This is a genomic window from Winogradskyella costae (genome assembly GCF_013403865.1).
Taxonomy (GTDB): domain Bacteria; phylum Bacteroidota; class Bacteroidia; order Flavobacteriales; family Flavobacteriaceae; genus Winogradskyella; species Winogradskyella costae.
This window is the reverse complement of sequence record NZ_JABFDK010000012.1, coordinates 1-17062: the sequence shown is the minus strand read 5'-3', so window position 1 is coordinate 17062 and position 17062 is coordinate 1. Positions and strand designations below refer to the sequence as shown.

At 33.6% G+C, this 17062-nt stretch carries 13 protein-coding genes and 3 tRNA genes; 5 read left to right on the top strand and 11 right to left on the bottom strand.

The window, feature by feature from the left end:
- Positions 1 to 140 precede the first annotated feature (140 nt).
- From HM986_RS16590 to HM986_RS16575, 4 genes are all read left to right on the top strand, one after another.
- Positions 141 to 1040, top strand: coding sequence for an AraC family transcriptional regulator (locus HM986_RS16590; protein WP_179336165.1), 900 nt, complete (start codon positions 141 to 143; stop codon positions 1038 to 1040).
- Between the two features lie 393 nt (positions 1041 to 1433).
- Entirely contained in the window at positions 1434 to 2873 is a 1440-nt protein-coding gene (gene aldA, locus HM986_RS16585; protein WP_179336164.1) for an aldehyde dehydrogenase, read from the top strand.
- A gap of 92 nt (positions 2874 to 2965) precedes the next feature.
- Complete coding sequence (fucP, locus tag HM986_RS16580) at positions 2966 to 4264, top strand: L-fucose:H+ symporter permease (protein ID WP_179336163.1); 1299 nt, start codon at positions 2966 to 2968, stop codon at positions 4262 to 4264.
- A 32-nt stretch (positions 4265 to 4296) separates the two neighbouring features.
- Positions 4297 to 5448, top strand: coding sequence for an alpha-hydroxy acid oxidase (locus HM986_RS16575; RefSeq protein ID WP_179336162.1), 1152 nt, complete (start codon positions 4297 to 4299; stop codon positions 5446 to 5448).
- Positions 5449 to 5551: 103 nt separating this feature from the next.
- On the opposite strand, the gene HM986_RS16570 is transcribed toward HM986_RS16575, so the two are convergent.
- The 10 genes from HM986_RS16570 to HM986_RS16525 all read right to left on the bottom strand — a co-directional run bounded on the left by HM986_RS16570 (position 5552) and on the right by HM986_RS16525 (position 13213).
- Positions 5552 to 5626: transfer RNA gene (locus HM986_RS16570), tRNA-Val, on the bottom strand.
- Between the two features lie 212 nt (positions 5627 to 5838).
- Positions 5839 to 5913 (bottom strand) — tRNA-Val (locus HM986_RS16565).
- Positions 5914 to 5962: 49 nt separating this feature from the next.
- Positions 5963 to 6037: transfer RNA gene (locus HM986_RS16560), tRNA-Val, on the bottom strand.
- 63 nt (positions 6038 to 6100) lie between these two features.
- Positions 6101 to 7318, bottom strand: coding sequence for a bifunctional folylpolyglutamate synthase/dihydrofolate synthase (locus HM986_RS16555; protein WP_179336161.1), 1218 nt, complete (start codon positions 7316 to 7318; stop codon positions 6101 to 6103).
- Between the two features lies 1 nt (position 7319).
- A complete protein-coding gene (locus HM986_RS16550; RefSeq protein ID WP_179336160.1) occupies positions 7320 to 8216 on the bottom strand; it encodes an energy transducer TonB in 897 nt (298 codons plus the stop codon).
- Positions 8217 to 8275: 59 nt separating this feature from the next.
- Positions 8276 to 8668, bottom strand: a complete 393-nt coding sequence (locus HM986_RS16545; RefSeq protein ID WP_179336159.1) for an ExbD/TolR family protein — start codon at positions 8666 to 8668, stop codon at positions 8276 to 8278.
- A gap of 2 nt (positions 8669 to 8670) precedes the next feature.
- Entirely contained in the window at positions 8671 to 9366 is a 696-nt protein-coding gene (locus tag HM986_RS16540) for a MotA/TolQ/ExbB proton channel family protein (protein ID WP_179336158.1), read from the bottom strand.
- A gap of 66 nt (positions 9367 to 9432) precedes the next feature.
- Positions 9433 to 10827, bottom strand: a complete 1395-nt coding sequence (gene nhaD, locus HM986_RS16535; protein WP_179336157.1) for a sodium:proton antiporter NhaD — start codon at positions 10825 to 10827, stop codon at positions 9433 to 9435.
- 24 nt (positions 10828 to 10851) lie between these two features.
- Positions 10852 to 12078 carry a Glu/Leu/Phe/Val dehydrogenase dimerization domain-containing protein gene (locus HM986_RS16530; protein ID WP_179336199.1) on the bottom strand — a complete coding sequence of 409 codons (1227 nt, stop codon included), beginning with the start codon at positions 12076 to 12078 and terminating at the stop codon, positions 10852 to 10854.
- 61 nt (positions 12079 to 12139) lie between these two features.
- Positions 12140 to 13213, bottom strand: a complete 1074-nt coding sequence (locus HM986_RS16525) for an anhydro-N-acetylmuramic acid kinase (RefSeq protein ID WP_179336156.1) — start codon at positions 13211 to 13213, stop codon at positions 12140 to 12142.
- Between the two features lie 89 nt (positions 13214 to 13302).
- On the opposite strand from HM986_RS16525, the gene HM986_RS16520 reads away from it, so the two are divergent.
- Positions 13303 to 14445 (top strand): acyl-CoA dehydrogenase, encoded by a 1143-nt coding sequence (locus HM986_RS16520; protein ID WP_179336155.1) that lies wholly within the window; start codon positions 13303 to 13305, stop codon positions 14443 to 14445.
- Positions 14446 to 14501: 56 nt separating this feature from the next.
- Here HM986_RS16520 and HM986_RS16515 read toward each other — a convergent pair whose 3' ends face one another.
- Positions 14502 to 16934, bottom strand: a complete 2433-nt coding sequence (locus HM986_RS16515; protein WP_218841453.1) for a helix-turn-helix domain-containing protein — start codon at positions 16932 to 16934, stop codon at positions 14502 to 14504.
- Positions 16935 to 17062 lie beyond the last annotated feature (128 nt).

The following is a 17062-nucleotide window of genomic DNA, read 5'->3' as shown; positions in this document are numbered from 1 at the left end:
AACATTTAATATTAATTTTTTAGTTATGGATGGTTCATATCGTTTTAAATAAAATTATTGTAACAAAAATAGAGACAGAATCAACCTTATTAAATATTCAAAATCCGTATTTTTGTATCTAATTCAAACATTAGTGTTTCATGAAGTTTGTCAAAGAAATTGAATTAGGCGATCCATCTGCAAATCATCAAAATTTTATTGACCTGAAATTAAAGATGTTATGCTGCAGATATTGGTTGTTGGATTTATGGGATTGTCATGAAATGGTATTTCCGTTTTGGAGACTATATTGGAATAAAAATACAGGTGGTCAATTAATTCATCAGGATACTATTTTTGAAATGGATCCGAATTATATCTACATTATTCCTCCGTTTACTTCATTTTCATCACTATACACTAAAAACCACATTCACACTGAAGGTATTCATGTTTCAGGAAAACAGTTAAATATTAATCATAACGAAGCGGAATTAGAAAACATGTTCTTAATTCATTTCTTCGCTCACTTTAATTTAGGAGTGCCCTTTGATAGTGTTTATCCTGGCATTTTAAAAATTGAACTTACTGATTATTTAAAGGATCGATTAAACTATTTAACTGGTCGCTTGAAAGTTGAAAACAAAGATTTCAAACTCACCTTTAACTTAAAGTTACAAGCTTTCATTAAAGAAGCACTTACCAATATTGGTCCCGAACTATGGAAAACCATTAATATAGACGAACGTGTACTAAAAGTCATCCGTTACATTGAAGTTAATATTGATAAAAAATTAAGTAACACTAATATGTCATCGCTGGTTAATATGGCACCAAATTCTTTTGCCAGATTATTTAAAGACGAAATGAACGTGACATTGCATCAATTTGTTCAAAACAGAAAAATCGCAAAATCTTGCGAGTTATTTGAACACACCAACAAATCCATCGAAGATGTCGCTTTTAATTTAGGTTTTTCGGATCGTTATCATTTTTCTCGGGTTTTTAAATCGGTTACAGGGTTAACTCCGGCATCATACAAATCCGGTAAATACACCTAAACTTTCAGTTCTATATAATTAAGTCTTCAGTCTTATTATGTGTGTTTTTAGGCTTATGAGGATTTTGAGCAAGCAATTGACAGATTTGAGAAACGCACTCTCCCTTTTTATATCATTCTTTGTAGATATCAATACCAGTCGGTTGTAGGAAAGCAAATTTAAATGGAAATTCATAGAATTTTCAACACCAAAAACTGTTGAAAATATGAACACAGAAACTCTTCTATGTTTAAATTATACATATTATTGATTAATATGGATAAATACTAAATTTACATTATTACATAAGTTTGTTAACCACATTGGTAAATAAGAATTCGGACTATTGTTTATTTATAATAAAAACCTCGAATTTATTAAACATATTACAACATAAACTAAACGTAAACACTCATGAAAGAATTTAATCAATTTATAAACGGAAAGTTTGTAAAATCTACTTCTTCAGAAGTAACTAAAGTACTTAACCCATGTACAGAAGAAGTATTGTCAGAGATACCACATGGTTCTATTGAAGATGCAAATAAAGCTTTAGATGCAGCCAAAGAATCACAATACGCTTGGAAATCTCTAACAGCAATTGAACGTGCTGGCTATTTAAATAAAATGGCTAATGTCATTCGTGAAAATCGTGTGTTTCTAGCTAAGACCTTAGCTGCAGAACAAGCAAAAGTGATAGGTTTAGCCCAAGTAGAAATTGATGTTACAGCCGATTATTTTGATTATTACGCAGGATTTGCAAGACGAATAGAAGGAGAAATTATACAAAGTGATCGTAAAAAAGAACACATCTTTTTACACAAGGCACCTATCGGAGTGGCTGTTGGTATCTTACCTTGGAATTTCCCATTCTTTGTAATGGCAAGAAAAGTGGCAGGATCATTAATTACAGGAAATACGTGTGTCATTAAACCGAGTTGTATTGCACCAAATACGATTATGGAATGGGTAGATTTAATACAAAAAATTGAATTACCTGCTGGAGTATTAAACTTTGTGTGTGGTTCTGGACCAATAGTTGGAAATGCTTTATCTAAAAGCCCAATTACAGGTATTATCAGTTTAACTGGTAGTGTTTTTGCCGGTCAAAAAGTTATGGAAGCTGCTTCTGAAAATATCACGAAAGTATCTTTAGAGTTAGGAGGTAAAGCTCCGGCAATTGTTTGTGCCGATGCAAATTTAGAATTAGCGGTTAATGCCGTCGTCGGTTCTAGAATTATTTATAGTGGACAAGTATGTAATTGTGCAGAACGTGTATATGTTGAAGAATCGATTCACGATCAATTTTTAGACATGGTTACTGCTAAAATGAACGCTTTAAAGGTAGAAGATGCTTTTTCTGAAAACAATCCTGACATGAGTGCATTGGTTTCTAAAGCGCAGCTAGATAAAGTTGCCGAAATGGTTGAATATGCAAAAAAAGAAGGTGCAGAAGTTTTAGTTGGAGGACAAAAATCTAGTCAGTTTGATAAAGGTTATTTCTACCAACCGACATTGTTAACTAATGTAAGACAGGATATGCAAATTATACAAGACGAAGTTTTTGGACCTGTATTACCAGTAATGAAATTTAGTACTTTAGATGAAGCAATTGCACTAGCAAATGATTCTGAATATGGTTTAACGTCTTCTATTTTCTCTGAAAACTTCAATAAAGTAATGCACGCAGCAGAAGAGTTACAATATGGAGAAACTTATATAAACAGAGAGCATTTTGAAGCGATTCAAGGGTTCCACGCAGGATGGAAAAAGTCTGGAATTGGTGGAGCTGATGGAAAGCACGGTATGGAAGAATACCTTCAAACGAAGGTGATCTATGCACAATACAGATAGAAATTAAGATTAGATTATCAAAGCACTATTCATTTTTAGATATTAATTTGAATGGTGCTTTTTTTTCATTGTAACTAAAATACTAAGACTAAATGACGAATTCAACAAAAATACCAGTAGTATCTAAAGAGGTCATAGTACCATTTGTACTTATAACATCTTTGTTTGCTCTTTGGGGTTTTGCTAACGATATTACAAACCCTATGGTAGCAGCATTCGGAACTGTAATGGAAATATCAACGGCAAAAGCCGCTTTAGTCCAATTAGCGTTTTATGGTGGTTACGCTACTATGGCTATTCCTGCTGCACTTTTCGTTAGAAAATACAGTTATAAAAAAGGAATTCTTTTAGGTTTAACGCTTTATGCAATTGGGGCTTTATTATTTTATCCTGCTGCTAAATTTGAAGTTTTCGGATTCTTTTTAGGGTCTTTATATATTTTAACATTCGGATTAGCTTTTTTAGAAACCACTGCAAACCCGTTTATATTATCTATGGGAGATGAACGTACGGCAACGCAACGTTTAAACTTAGCACAGGCTTTCAATCCTATAGGGTCATTATTTGGCATGTTTGTAGCTTCAAAATTTATCTTAATCGCCTTAGATTCTGACATACGAAATGAAGCAGGTGAACTTGTTTTCAACACCTTAAACGAAGCTCAAAAAGCGGTTATTAGAACACACGATTTAGAAATTATTAGAAATCCGTATGTCATTCTTGGCTTTGTTGTTATCGCCATGTTAGTGGTAATATCTATTACTAAAATGCCTAAAAGAGCAGTGAGTGATAATCCAACGAGTGCAGCATCTTCATTTAAAAGACTATTTAAAAACGGAAAATATAAAGAAGGTGTTTTAGCGCAATTGTTTTATGTGGCAGCACAAATTATGTGTTGGACATTTATTATTCAATACGCAGGCCACTTAGGTATACCCAAAGCAGAGGCACAAAACTATAACATCATAGCAATGGCCATCTTTTTATGTAGCCGATTTATTAGCACCTTTTTAATGAAATACGTTAACTCTAGAAAATTACTAATGATTTTTGCGTTATGCGCTATGGGAACGATGTCTGGCGTTATCTTAATCGAAGGTATTGCAGGACTTTATTTACTAGTGGCGACTTCAGCATTTATGTCTTTAATGTTCCCTACCATTTACGGTATTGCATTAGATGGTTTAAGAGCAGACGATACTGCTATTGGTGCAGCTGGTTTAGTAATGGCGATTGTTGGAGGTGCTTTAATGCCAATTTTACAAGGATTAATGATAGATACTGAAAAAATAGGACCTTTTTCTGGTGTTAACTTCTCATTTATTTTGCCTTTTATATGTTTTTGCTTTATCGCAATTTATGGTTATCGAACTTTAAAGATTTATAAATAAGAAAGCGCAATTAAAACTTTAGAAATTTTAATATGGAAATAAAAATAAATCCCAAATATCCTTCAGTAACAGATTTAAGAAAAAGAGCGATGGTTAAAATGCCAAAATTCGCTTTTGAATACTTAGATGGTGGATGTAATGAAGATATCAATTTAGATAAAAACCGTACTGATCTTCAGAAAATTGAATTGATGCCACAATATTTATCAAAATTTGACAGATCTAATTTAAAAACAGAATTGTTTGGTCATACTTACGATGCTCCTTTTGGAATTGCGCCAGTTGGTTTACAAGGGTTAATGTGGCCAAATTCGCCAGAGATTTTAGCGAAATCAGCTTTTAATCATAACATCCCTTTTATATTAAGTACAGTAACCACTTCTAGTATTGAACGTGTTGCAGAATTAACAGAAGGAAAATCTTGGTTTCAACTATATCATCCTGCTGAAGAAAAAGTAAAAAGAGATTTATTAGATAGAGCTGCACATGCAGGAACTGATGTTTTAGTCATTCTAGCAGATGTACCAACATTTGGTTACAGACCTAGAGATGTTAGAAATGGCTTAGCAATGCCACCATCTATGAGTCTAAAAAATATTATTGAAGTTTTTAGAAAACCAGATTGGGCTATTCAAACTTTAATACACGGACAACCTGCTTTTAAAACCATGGAAAAATATATGCCTAAAGGACTCAATTTGAAAAAATTAGGTGAATTTATGGATGTTACTTTTTCTGGTCGTCTAAATGAAGACAGAATAGCTTCTATAAGAGATCAATGGAAAGGGAAATTAGTTATAAAAGGTGTTGTAAATGAAATAGATGCTCAAAAAGCGATTAATTTAGGTGTTGATGGATTAATTGTATCTAATCATGGTGGGAGACAGTTAGATGCTGGTCAATCTTCAATTGTACCCATGACGCATTTGGCAAAAAAGTATAAGAATGAGATCAAAATCATGGTGGATTCTGGTTTACGTGGTGGTCCAGATATTGCAAGAGCAATGGCAAATGGAGCAGAATTTACATTTATGGGACGTAGTTTTATGTATGGTGTTGGAGCATTGGGAAAAGAAGGAGGAGACCATACCATTTCTTTAATGAAACGTGAATTTCAACAAGTCATGGAACAGCTATGTTGTGAAAATGTAGCGGATCTACCAAAACATTTAATTGTAAAGTAATCTTAGCATTAATCGCAATAGATAAGGGCAATATAGAGCACTTTACTACATTAATTATAACAAACAAAGCCTTTCAATAACTTGAAAGGCTTTGTTTGTTTAGTGGGTCATACTGGATTCGAACCAGTGACTTCCACGTTGTCGACGTGACACTCTGAACCAACTGAGTTAATGACCCATAATTTTGTTTTCAAAAACCATTTCGAGCCTTTTGTAAATTAAAATAGGATTACATATCCCTTTACGAAACCACTCCTTCAAACACAATTCCGAATCGCTTGAGCTATTTTAGGAAATTTAACTCCAAAAAAGCAACTCAAACCGTTGCCTTGGTACTTTTTTGGAGCTAAAATCCCGATTTACAAAAGTAAATCGGGATTCTTTTTGATGTGGGCGACAAGGGATTCGAACCCCTGACCCCTTGGGTGTAAACCAAGTGCTCTGAACCAACTGAGCTAGTCGCCCTAATAAATGAAGTAACGTATAAAAAAAGTTCACATTTCTGTGAACTTTGTGGGCGACAAGGGATTCGAACCCCTGACCCCTTGGGTGTAAACCAAGTGCTCTGAACCAACTGAGCTAGTCGCCCTATTTATTAGGACTGCAAATATAGTCTAGTTTTTAATATCTCAAAACATTTTTTAAAAAAAATTTAAATAATTTCTGCAACCACGAAAGTACTTCCCCCTACATAAATCAAATCGGTTACTTTAGCGTTTGATTTAGCGACACTTAAAGCAATTTTAACACTATTATAAACTTCACCTTTTAAACCATTCTTTGCGAAAGTTTTTTTCAAAATTTCAGCATCTAGCCCTCTTTGTACGTTTGGTTTGCAGAAATAATACGTAGCTAGCTCTGGTAATAAAGGAATTATACCTTCTAGATCTTTATCATTAACAACCCCAAAGACAATATGAAGATGATTAAATGACTCTTCTTTTAATTGTTTCATTACAGATGTTAAGCCCTCTTTATTATGAGCGGTATCACAAATAATCTTTGGTTCTGTACCTAAAACTTGCCAACGACCTTGCAAACCCGTATTAGTAGTGACGTTTAAAAGCCCTTTTTGTAAATCCTTTTCAGAAACATTAAATCCGTTACTCTTTAAAACCTTAACAGATTGTAAAACCGTCTTTATATTGTGAACTTGATACGCTCCTTTTAAATCACATTCAATAATTGTATCAACCAATTGATCCGCAAAATAAATATTTGATTGCTTTTCTTCCGCTTTAGTCCTAAAAACACTTTCAGTTTCAGCATGTGTTTCCCCAATAACAATCGGAATACCGTGCTTAATAATGCCTGCTTTCTCAGCTGCAATTTCTTGAAGTGTGTTTCCTAAAAACTGAATATGATCAAAACCAATATTAGTAATTACAGATACTTCGGGCGTAATAATATTTGTAGAATCTAAGCGTCCACCTAATCCTACTTCAATAATGGCAATATCCACTTCTTGATCGGCAAAATAGGCAAATGCCATACCCACAGTCATTTCAAAAAAAGATAGCTGATTTGCCTCTAGAAAGGCTTTATTCTGTTCTATAAACGCAATAACGGATTTTTTAGTAATGACCTTACCATTAATACGGATACGTTCTCTAAAATCCTTTAAATGCGGAGACGTATATAGCCCCACCTTATAACCTGATTCTTGTAAAATTGACGCAAGCATATGGGATGTTGACCCTTTACCATTGGTACCACCAACGTGTATTGATCTAAAACAATCCTCAGGATGGTTTAAATGTTTTGCTAAATTAATGGTGTTTGTTAAATCCTTTTTAAAAGCTGAATTGCCTTTATTTTGATACATTGGAAGTTGTTGAAACATCCAATTCACAGTATCTTGATAATTCATTCTATTGGCCTACATCAAAATTAATACTTACAAAACCAACTTGAGTTGCTGGTGCTTCAGGATCTGCTGGCCACTTATGGGACATCGCTATTTTCTTTGCTGGTTCTAATAAACATGGGTGTGTATTGGTTGTACCTCTAATACCAGGCTCTGCTTTTATCACTTCTCCTTGCTGATTGACTTCAATTCTAACAACCACTAAACCATATTCATTACAATCTTGTTTGAAAATTTGTTTTGATGGCCGTCCTCGACCTCCTAATCCATAACCAATGCCACCTTTTCCCGGTCCTGAGCCACCGAAATAACTTGCTGCATAAGGATCACCATCTAACTGCCCTTTATTTCCGCCTTGCTTATCTGGCCCTTCACCTCCATCGGTATTACCTGAAGCGTTCTTAACTCCACCAATAAGATTGTCTAACTGTTTCTTTTTCTCTGCTTCTTCTGCTCGTTTTTTTGCTTCAGCTTCACGTTTCTCACGTTCTACCTTTTCTATAGCAGCTTTAGCCTCTGCTTTTGCCTTGGCCTCTGCTGCTTTCGCCTTAGCCTCCGCCTCTTTTTGCTTTTTTATGGCAATCGCTTCAGCATTATCTTGTGTCATTACGTCTTCCGCTTTTGACGCAGCTTCTGCTGGTGCAGCTTGTGCTTCTTCTGGTTGAACTTCTTCAACCATATCTTCTTCTACTACTTTTTCTTCAACAGCTTTCTTCGGTTCGCTTAAGGGTTTATTTCCGCTACCAAAATCTGTAGTTCCAAAATTTACTGCCACACCATACTCTTCCGGCGGATCCATATATTGAGGGCCAACAACAAACAATAACAAGAGTAGTATCAAAGCTATAAGTGCCGTGATACTTGCAGAATTACGTTCGTGTTTGGTCTCTAAATATTTCACTTTTATAGTATTACTTTAAACTTTTTAGGTCGTTAAATGGATTTCAAAAAGAAGAGCTCTTAATTCGGTTGAACAGCTAATATGACTTTAAATTTGTTTCGGTTTGCGATATCCATAACCTTTACTACATTTTCTACAGGAACAGATTTTTCTGCTCTTAAGACAATTGTTGGGGCGTCTTGTGAACCTAATATGGATATTAATTGAGTTTCTAAGACACTTTCGCCCACTCGTTTCTGATCAATATAAAAGGTCAAATCTTTTTTAATACTTACTGCTGTAGATTTTTTATTCTCAGTCTTACCACTTGCTTTGGGCAACACAATATCAATAGCATTAGTACTTACCAACGTTGACGCTATCATAAAAAATATTAATAACAGAAATACAATATCGGTCATAGACGCGAAATTGAATTCTGGTGTAACTTTATTTCGTCCTCTAATATTCATAATTAGATTGGTTCGTTTAAGTGATCTAAAAATTCAATCGAATTAGCCTCCATTTGGTAAACAACTTTGTTAGTTCGTCCAACAACGTGATTAAATGCAACATAAGCCACAATACCAACAATAAGTCCACCTACGGTTGTAGTCATAGCCGTATACAATCCACTCGCTAAAACATCCATTTGAATAGTACCTCCAGCGTTTGCTAATTCAAAAATTGAAATAATCATACCAATTACAGTTCCTAAGAAACCAATCATTGGTCCAACACCAGAAATGGTTGCTAATACGCTAACGTTTTTTTCTAGATTATATATTTCTAATCGACCAGCATTTTCGATAGCAGTATTAATATCTTCTAACGGTTTCCCTATTCGAGACAATCCTTTAGCGATTAAACGAGATACAGGTGAATTTTGCTGTGCACATAACATTTGTGCGGAATCAATTTTACCATTACTCACATGATCTTTAATTTGATTCATAAAGTTTGAATCGACTTTTGAAGCTGCTTTTATCGCGAAGATGCGTTCAAAGTAAATATATACAGATACAATTAACAGTAGGAATAAAATGAAAATAATCACCATTCCTGATGTCCCTCCACTTGTAATTAATTCTATTATGGACAAAGTCTTTTCTACTGATTCTCCATCAGTTAAAACTTCTACTTCATCTTGAATAGTACTGAATGCTATCATATTCTAAAAATTGAAATTATTTTTAACTATTTGTATAACGTCTGTTTTGAAACAAAAGTATATGAATTAAAATATAGTTCTAGTAAACATAAACACAATTGCTCCTGCTAAAAAACCTAATAATGCTAACCATGATATTTTTTTAATATACCAAAAGAAATCTATTTTTTCCATTCCCATAGCAACAACTCCGGCTGCAGAGCCTATAATCAACATACTTCCTCCTGTTCCTGCTGAATACGCTATAAAATGCCATAATTCGTTATCGATTGGCTCCGTAAACATCCCTAAACTTGCTGCAACAAGTGGTACGTTATCAATTACCGCAGAACCAACTCCTAATAATAGAACCACTAAATCAGAAACACCACCATGATGTAATTCAGTTCCTAACATTGGCATTGTGTCTTGAAGTGTTCCTGCAAAACCAAACAAAATACCTAAAGACTCTAACGCTGCTACCGCCATTAAAATTCCCAAGAAGAATAATATACTTGGTAATTCAATTTTAGATAGTGAATAATGCACAGGACTGTGGTGCGAATGTGCATCACTTTCAACTGAATCGTGACTAGACATACTAAATTTAGTATTACTATAAATTTCAGCAAAAATAGCAACCACACCAAGTGCCAACATCATACCAACATAAGGTGGTAAATGTGTTACGGTTTTAAAAATTGGAACAGATACAATACCACCAAGTCCTAAATACAACATTATAGCGCTATACTTACTTTTCGGTTTATCATTACCATCTTCTTCTGATTCAATTTTCCCTTTAAAGGCAGGTAATAAGGAAGCAATAAATGTAGGTACTAACATACAAACTAATGATGGTAAAAATAAATACACAAACAAATGTCCTGTTGTCACTTTCTTACCAATCCAAAGCATTGTTGTCGTTACATCACCAATAGGTGACCAAGCCCCACCAGCATTGGCAGCAATGATTATTAAACCAGCGTACCAAATACGAACATCTCTATCGTGAATTAATTTCTGTAAAATTGAGATTAATACAATAGTTGCTGTAAGGTTGTCTATAATAGCAGAAAGGAAGAATGCTAAAAATCCAAATATCCAAAGAATTTTTCGCTTGCTTTTTGTCTTTATAAAGCTTTTAATCGTTGAAAAGCCATCAAAATAATCGATGATCTCAACTATGGTCATTGCCCCTAATAAAAAGACTAGTATTTCTGATGTTTTGCCTAAATGATGAAGTAGGGTTTCTTCCATCATATGCATTTTTTCTTCATGCCCAAGCAAGCCAAAATTATCCATTAAGTTATGCGTAGCAGAATCAAACCATTGTGTAAAATTGTCAATGCCAAGCGAAATTAAAGCCCAACTTATAGCCATCATGACTAAAGCCGGAATTAATTTGTCTATTTTAATATTGTGTTCTAAAGTTATCGCTAAATAGCCAAGAACGAATACAAGTATTATTACTGTTTCCATAGTGTTAATTATAAAAGTAATTAATTATATTAATTGTCTGAGAGCAATCTCAAAAGCAGTTTCGCTAATACCTGTTTTTGTCGGATTATTTTTATGTACTTCTTTTAATGCTTTTCTTATTACGTTAGAGGTGTCTTTAAAAATAGCTTCATCAGTCATTTGCACTTTACGCTCCATAAAGTAGGCAAAAACTCTAGCCATCCCACAGTTTGAAATAAAGTCTGGTATCAGACTGATTTTTTGATCTGTGTATTCCATAATTGAACCAAAGAAAATTTCTTTATCAGCAAAAGGAACATTTGCACCACAGGTTATTACTTCTAAACCTGTATTTATCATTTGATCTATTTGATCTTGAGTCACCAATCTTGAAGCTGCGCAAGGGGCAAAAACCTCTGCTTGTAACGACCAAATTTGTTGATTGATTTCTTCGAACGGAATTAGGTCATCAGCCATAAGAGTGTTGCCATTTTTTGCAAGGTATAAATCGGTGATTTCTTCAAACGAGAAACTATCTTTATTAATTACCCCACCATCTCTATCTATAATACCTACAATTTTAGCTCCCATTTGAGCAAAATAAAATGCTGCTGCTGCCCCAACATTTCCAAAACCTTGCACAATGACACGTTTTCCTTTAATGGAATCTCCATTAATATCATAAAAGTGCTCAGCTGCTGTAGCAACGCCATAGCCTGTAATCATATCAGCCACCGTGTACTTTTTATTAACACTAGGAGAATAACTAGGATTTTCAATCACTTTAATTACTCCATGTCTTAACTGGCCAATTCTATTAATTTTATCCGCTATTGTCGGTTTAAAGTGACCTTCAAAAACACCTTCTTGAGGGTGCCAAACACCACTTTGTTCGGTTATTGGAATCACTTCATGAATTTCATCCACATTTAAATCCCCACCTGTACCGTAATAACTTTTAAGTAACGGTGAAACGGCAGCATACCAGCGTTGTAAAACTCCTTTTTTCCTTGGATCTTGAGGATCAAAGTTAATTCCAGATTTTGCACCACCAATTGCTGGACCAGAGACTGTGAACTTAACCTCCATTGTTTTTGCTAAGGAAAGCACTTCGTTTTTATCCAATCCTTTTCGCATTCGCGTTCCTCCACCAGCTGCACCACCTCTTAATGAGTTAATTACAGTCCAACCTTCAGCTTCTGTTTCTGCGTCATTCCAATGGAACACAATTTCAGGCTCCTTATTTTCGTATGTATGAAGTAAATCTTTTATCAATTTTGATGCATTTATTATCTAATAACAAATATAAAAAACAATCCAAGTGAAAGGTTAATTAAATTCTGTTTTTCGGAATTAAAATTTTTCCTGAAGAATGATTTCGTTTTGCCCCCGTCACGCTTTTTAAGCAATTGATTTCATCCCTCTCTTTGAGAACCCCCAATAATCCAAAAATTAAAGCTTCTTTAAATTCTATAATATCGTTCTGAGGAATTACAATCTCAACTATTGATAAATGGCGTAACCGATCGATTAAAAATCTATTATAGACACCTCCCCCTGTAACTAAAACTTTAGATTTGCTTTCCGATAGAACATCTGAAATTTGAATTGCCACATGTTCTACATAAGTGCTTAATATATCTTCTATTTTAAGTTGATAGGATGCTATCAATGGGAATATATTTAAATTTACCCACTCCAAACCTAAAGATTTTGGTGGTTTCTCTATATAATAAGAAAGGTTATTTAGTCGTAATAATAAGTCTATATTAATTTTCCCTGCAGAAGCCAGTTGTCCTTTATCATCATATTCTAAATTTAGTTTAGCAACATAATGATTCAATACAATATTTACTGGGCAGATATCATATGCAATTCTCACATCTTTGAAGTCATATGATACATTAGCAAAACCACCTAAATTTAGGCAATAATCAAAATCTTTAAACAGTAAACGATCACCAATTGGCACCAAAGGAGCTCCTTGCCCACCTAAAGCTACATCTTCAACTCTATAATCACAAATTATTTTTTCATTTAAAATATCTGCTAATATTTGCTGATTACCTATTTGATACGTCAGTCCTTGCTCTGGTTGATGCAAAGCTGTATGACCATGTGATGCAATAAAATCTATAGTTTCAATTTTATGTTTTTTAATAAACGTTGAAATTACAGTCGCCAAATACTCTGAATATTCCAAGTCAATAGCCTGTAATTGCTCCATAGATTGATTTACGAGTTTAGCCAATAGTATTTTCCATTGTGGTGAATACTTAATAGTTTCGGCATAATGAATTTTAAATCTCCAATGGTGATCTACATTATAAGTTACATAAACTAGATCAATACCATCTAACGAGGTTCCGGACATTACACCAATAACGTTATAATTATATTTTGTCATATGAGTAAAAATAATATTCCTTATTGAAAATACCGCAATAATAAATTATCTTTGCTTCAAATTTTTAAGAAATCAATAATATTTAGTTTATGGACTTTAGCTTAACAGAAGAACATTTAATGATTCGTGATGCAGCACGAGATTTTGCACAAACAGAATTACTTCCTGGTGTTATAGAACGCGATAATGCACAAACTTTTCCTGAAAGCCTAGTGCGCAAGATGGGAGAATTAGGGTTTTTAGGCATTATGGTTGACCCTAAATATGGAGGAAGTGGCATGGATGCTATTTCGTATGTCCTAATTATGGAAGAATTATCTAAAATTGACGCGTCTGCTTCTGTAATGGTTTCTGTAAATAATTCTTTGGTTTGTTATGGATTAGAAGCTTATGGGAATGAAGCTCAAAAAGAAAAATATTTAACAAGATTGGCTACTGGTGAATGTATTGGTGCATTTTGTTTAAGCGAACCTGAAGCTGGTAGTGACGCTACATCTCAAAAAACATCAGCAATTGATAAGGGCGACCATTATGTTTTGAATGGTACAAAAAACTGGATTACTAATGGCGGACGGGCAGAAGTTTACATCGTTATTGCGCAAACAGATAAACATAAAGGGTCTCATGGTATTAATGCCTTTATTTTAGAAAAAGGCATGCCTGGTTTTGATATAGGGCCGAAAGAAGATAAATTAGGAATTAGAGGAAGTGACACCCATACGTTACAGTTTAATGACGTAAAAGTACCTTTAGAAAATAGAATCGGTGAAGATGGTTTCGGGTTTAGATTTGCTATGAAAACATTATCTGGTGGACGAATTGGTATTGCTGCACAGGCTTTAGGAATTGCTGCGGGCGCCTATGAATTAGCTTTAAAATACTCTAAAGAACGTAAAGCGTTTGGTACCGAAATTTGTAACCATCAAGCAATCGCGTTTAAATTAGCAGATATGCACACCGAAATTGAAGCTGCTAGAATGTTGGTAATGCGAGCAGCTTGGGATAAAGATCAAGGTAACAATTACGATATGTCTAGTGCGATGGCAAAACTTTATGCTAGTAAAGTGGCTATGGAACATACGGTGGAAGCTGTTCAAATTCATGGTGGAAATGGGTTTGTAAAAGACTACCATGTAGAACGCTTAATGCGCGATGCAAAAATTACTCAGATTTATGAAGGTACTTCCGAAATTCAGAAGATTGTAATTTCTAGAGGAATTATTAAGGAATAAACTAAAAATAAAATTTACGAAAGGCTTCAAAATACTATTTTGAAGCCTTTTGTATTTTAGCTTAATTCATCTAATACTAAGCGGATTTCACCGTACGAATATTTGTTATCAATTTGATGCTTCAAATCTGAAAGATTTTCAAAGGTCTTTGTCGGAATAATTGTCTTTAATTCCTTATAATGACTCAAAGACATTAAATCCGTAACCTTAATGTCACCTGAAGATATAAAGTTTGCTAAATGTCCAAAAATAGTATTAGAATTCAATTCACGCTCTAACGCTATCTGATCTATTGATTTTCCTGATTTATATAAATCTAAAGATATTTTTTTAGTATCTACTTTTTCTTTTTTAGGTTTTAATTCTTCAAAAACAGTATTATCATTAGAGGTTTCAATATCATTTTCATCACAATACTCTAAGATTACTTTTAAAATATCAGTACCGTATTTATCCACTCTGGTCTTACCCATACCATGAATTTGTCCAAGCTCTGTCTTACTTGTTGGTAGGGTTTCGCACATGGCATAAAGTGATTTCTGTGTAAATATTTGATAATGTATCAAATCTTCTCTATCCGCTATGTTGTTTCTAAGTTCTCGTAATAACTCAAAGAGCTCTACATTGGTTGTACCGTCTATAACAGACTCACGTGTTTTCTTTGGCTTATCCTTAGTTAAGAATACAGACTTTGCTCTTAAAGTTAAAAATTCTTTTGCCTTAAACCCTTCCTGTAATCCTGCGAAATAAGAAAGTTTAACCACTAATAATTCTTCTAAAACATCTAATTGTTTTTCAATATCCTTTTGAATGGCTTTATTATCGGTGGTAAATTTTAATTGTTTTAACGGCACTTGAATCTTAGATTCAGTTTGTTCTTCAAAATAAGCCAATGCTTTTTTAAAACGTTCTTGAGTTACTGAATTAGACTCAGGTATTTCGTTAATTCCAACTAAGGTTTTTAATTGTGATTTAAATCCATTACTAATTTTAAGCAAATGAGTAACACTATCCTTAATAGTAATTAATGGAGCTTCTACCGCACCTTCAACACTCCCTCTATTTTTATAATAAATATCTAATATACGATTGGCAGGATAAATAAATTTGTAAAAATCGAAAATCTCTGAAATCAACTCCAGCTGAAAATTGCGTTTTGATTCTGATAAATCAACATCATTTGGTTGGTTGGATTCTGCATTTTTGTTAAATTCAATAACATTATAATCACTAATTATTTGATTGGATTCTATCTTACTTTTAAGAACTAAACCCTCCAACGATTTACAGCGACTTAATGCTACATAAGTTTGTCCATGTGCAAAAGCACCCTGCGCGTCAATAATTGCCTTTTCAAAGGTTAAACCTTGACTTTTATGAATGGTTATAGACCACGCTAAACGTAATGGAATTTGCGTATAACTACCTATTTTATCTTCTGTTATTGCTTTAGTGTTAGCATCTACAGTATATTTTATGTTTTCCCATGTTTCTAACTTAGTATTAATATTGAAATCATCATCAGGACAATGAACTACGACTTCATCTTTTTCTAATAAGATAACCTTCCCAATTTTCCCATTAAAATAGCGCTTCTCAGGAGAGCTATCGTTTTTGATAAACATTACTTGCGCACCAACTTTAAGGTCTAAGGTTTCCTTATTGGGGAAAGAGTGTTCAGGAAAATTTCCTTCCACTATAGCTTTATAAGAAGTTATCTTCCCTTTTAACTTTTCTAATTCTAATAAATTAGTTTGCCTTGCTTTATTATTATGTGTTGTTAAAGAAATATAACCGTCTTCTTCTTTCGGCTCAAAATTTGGTAAAAATCGCTTATTTAATTCATCTGCAAGAACCGAGCTTAAGTTGTTATTCCTAATTTCGTTTAATATATTAATAAATAAAGGGTTCTCTTGCCTGTAAATATGCTTTAGTTCTATAGTAATGGGATTACAATTTTGATAAGATATGCTACTAAAGAAAAAAGCATTATTATAAAATGGTTGTAACAACCTCCACTCATGATCTTTAATTACTGGAGATAATTGTTGTAGATCACCAATCATTAATAATTGAACGCCACCGAATACCTCATTTCTATTCTTGTATCGTCTTAATGTTTTGTCAATGCCATCGAGTAAATCAGCCCTAACCATACTAATCTCATCAATGACTAATAGGTCTAGAGATTTAATTATATTGATTTTTGTTTTGCTGAACTTTCTTTTGAAACCTGAACTTGTTAAGTCATCATTAGGTAAAATAGGACCAAATGGCATTTGGAAAAAAGAATGAATGGTAACCCCTTTTGCATTAATCGCTGCAACACCAGTTGGAGCTACAATTACCATTCGTTTATTAGATTGCATTTTTAGTTTATGCAAGAACGTAGTTTTACCAGTACCTGCTTTACCTGTTAAAAATATATTCCTATTGGTATTAATAACAAAGTTCCAAGCTAAATCTAATTCTATATTTTCTTTAATCATATTTAATTAAAATGAGAGTGAAGTTACTAAAAAACGATTAAAGTTAAGTCCCCTTATAAATCAAAAGCAAAAAACCCTTACTAAATTAATAGTAAGGGTTTTCAAAAAAGGCGGCGACCTACTCTTCC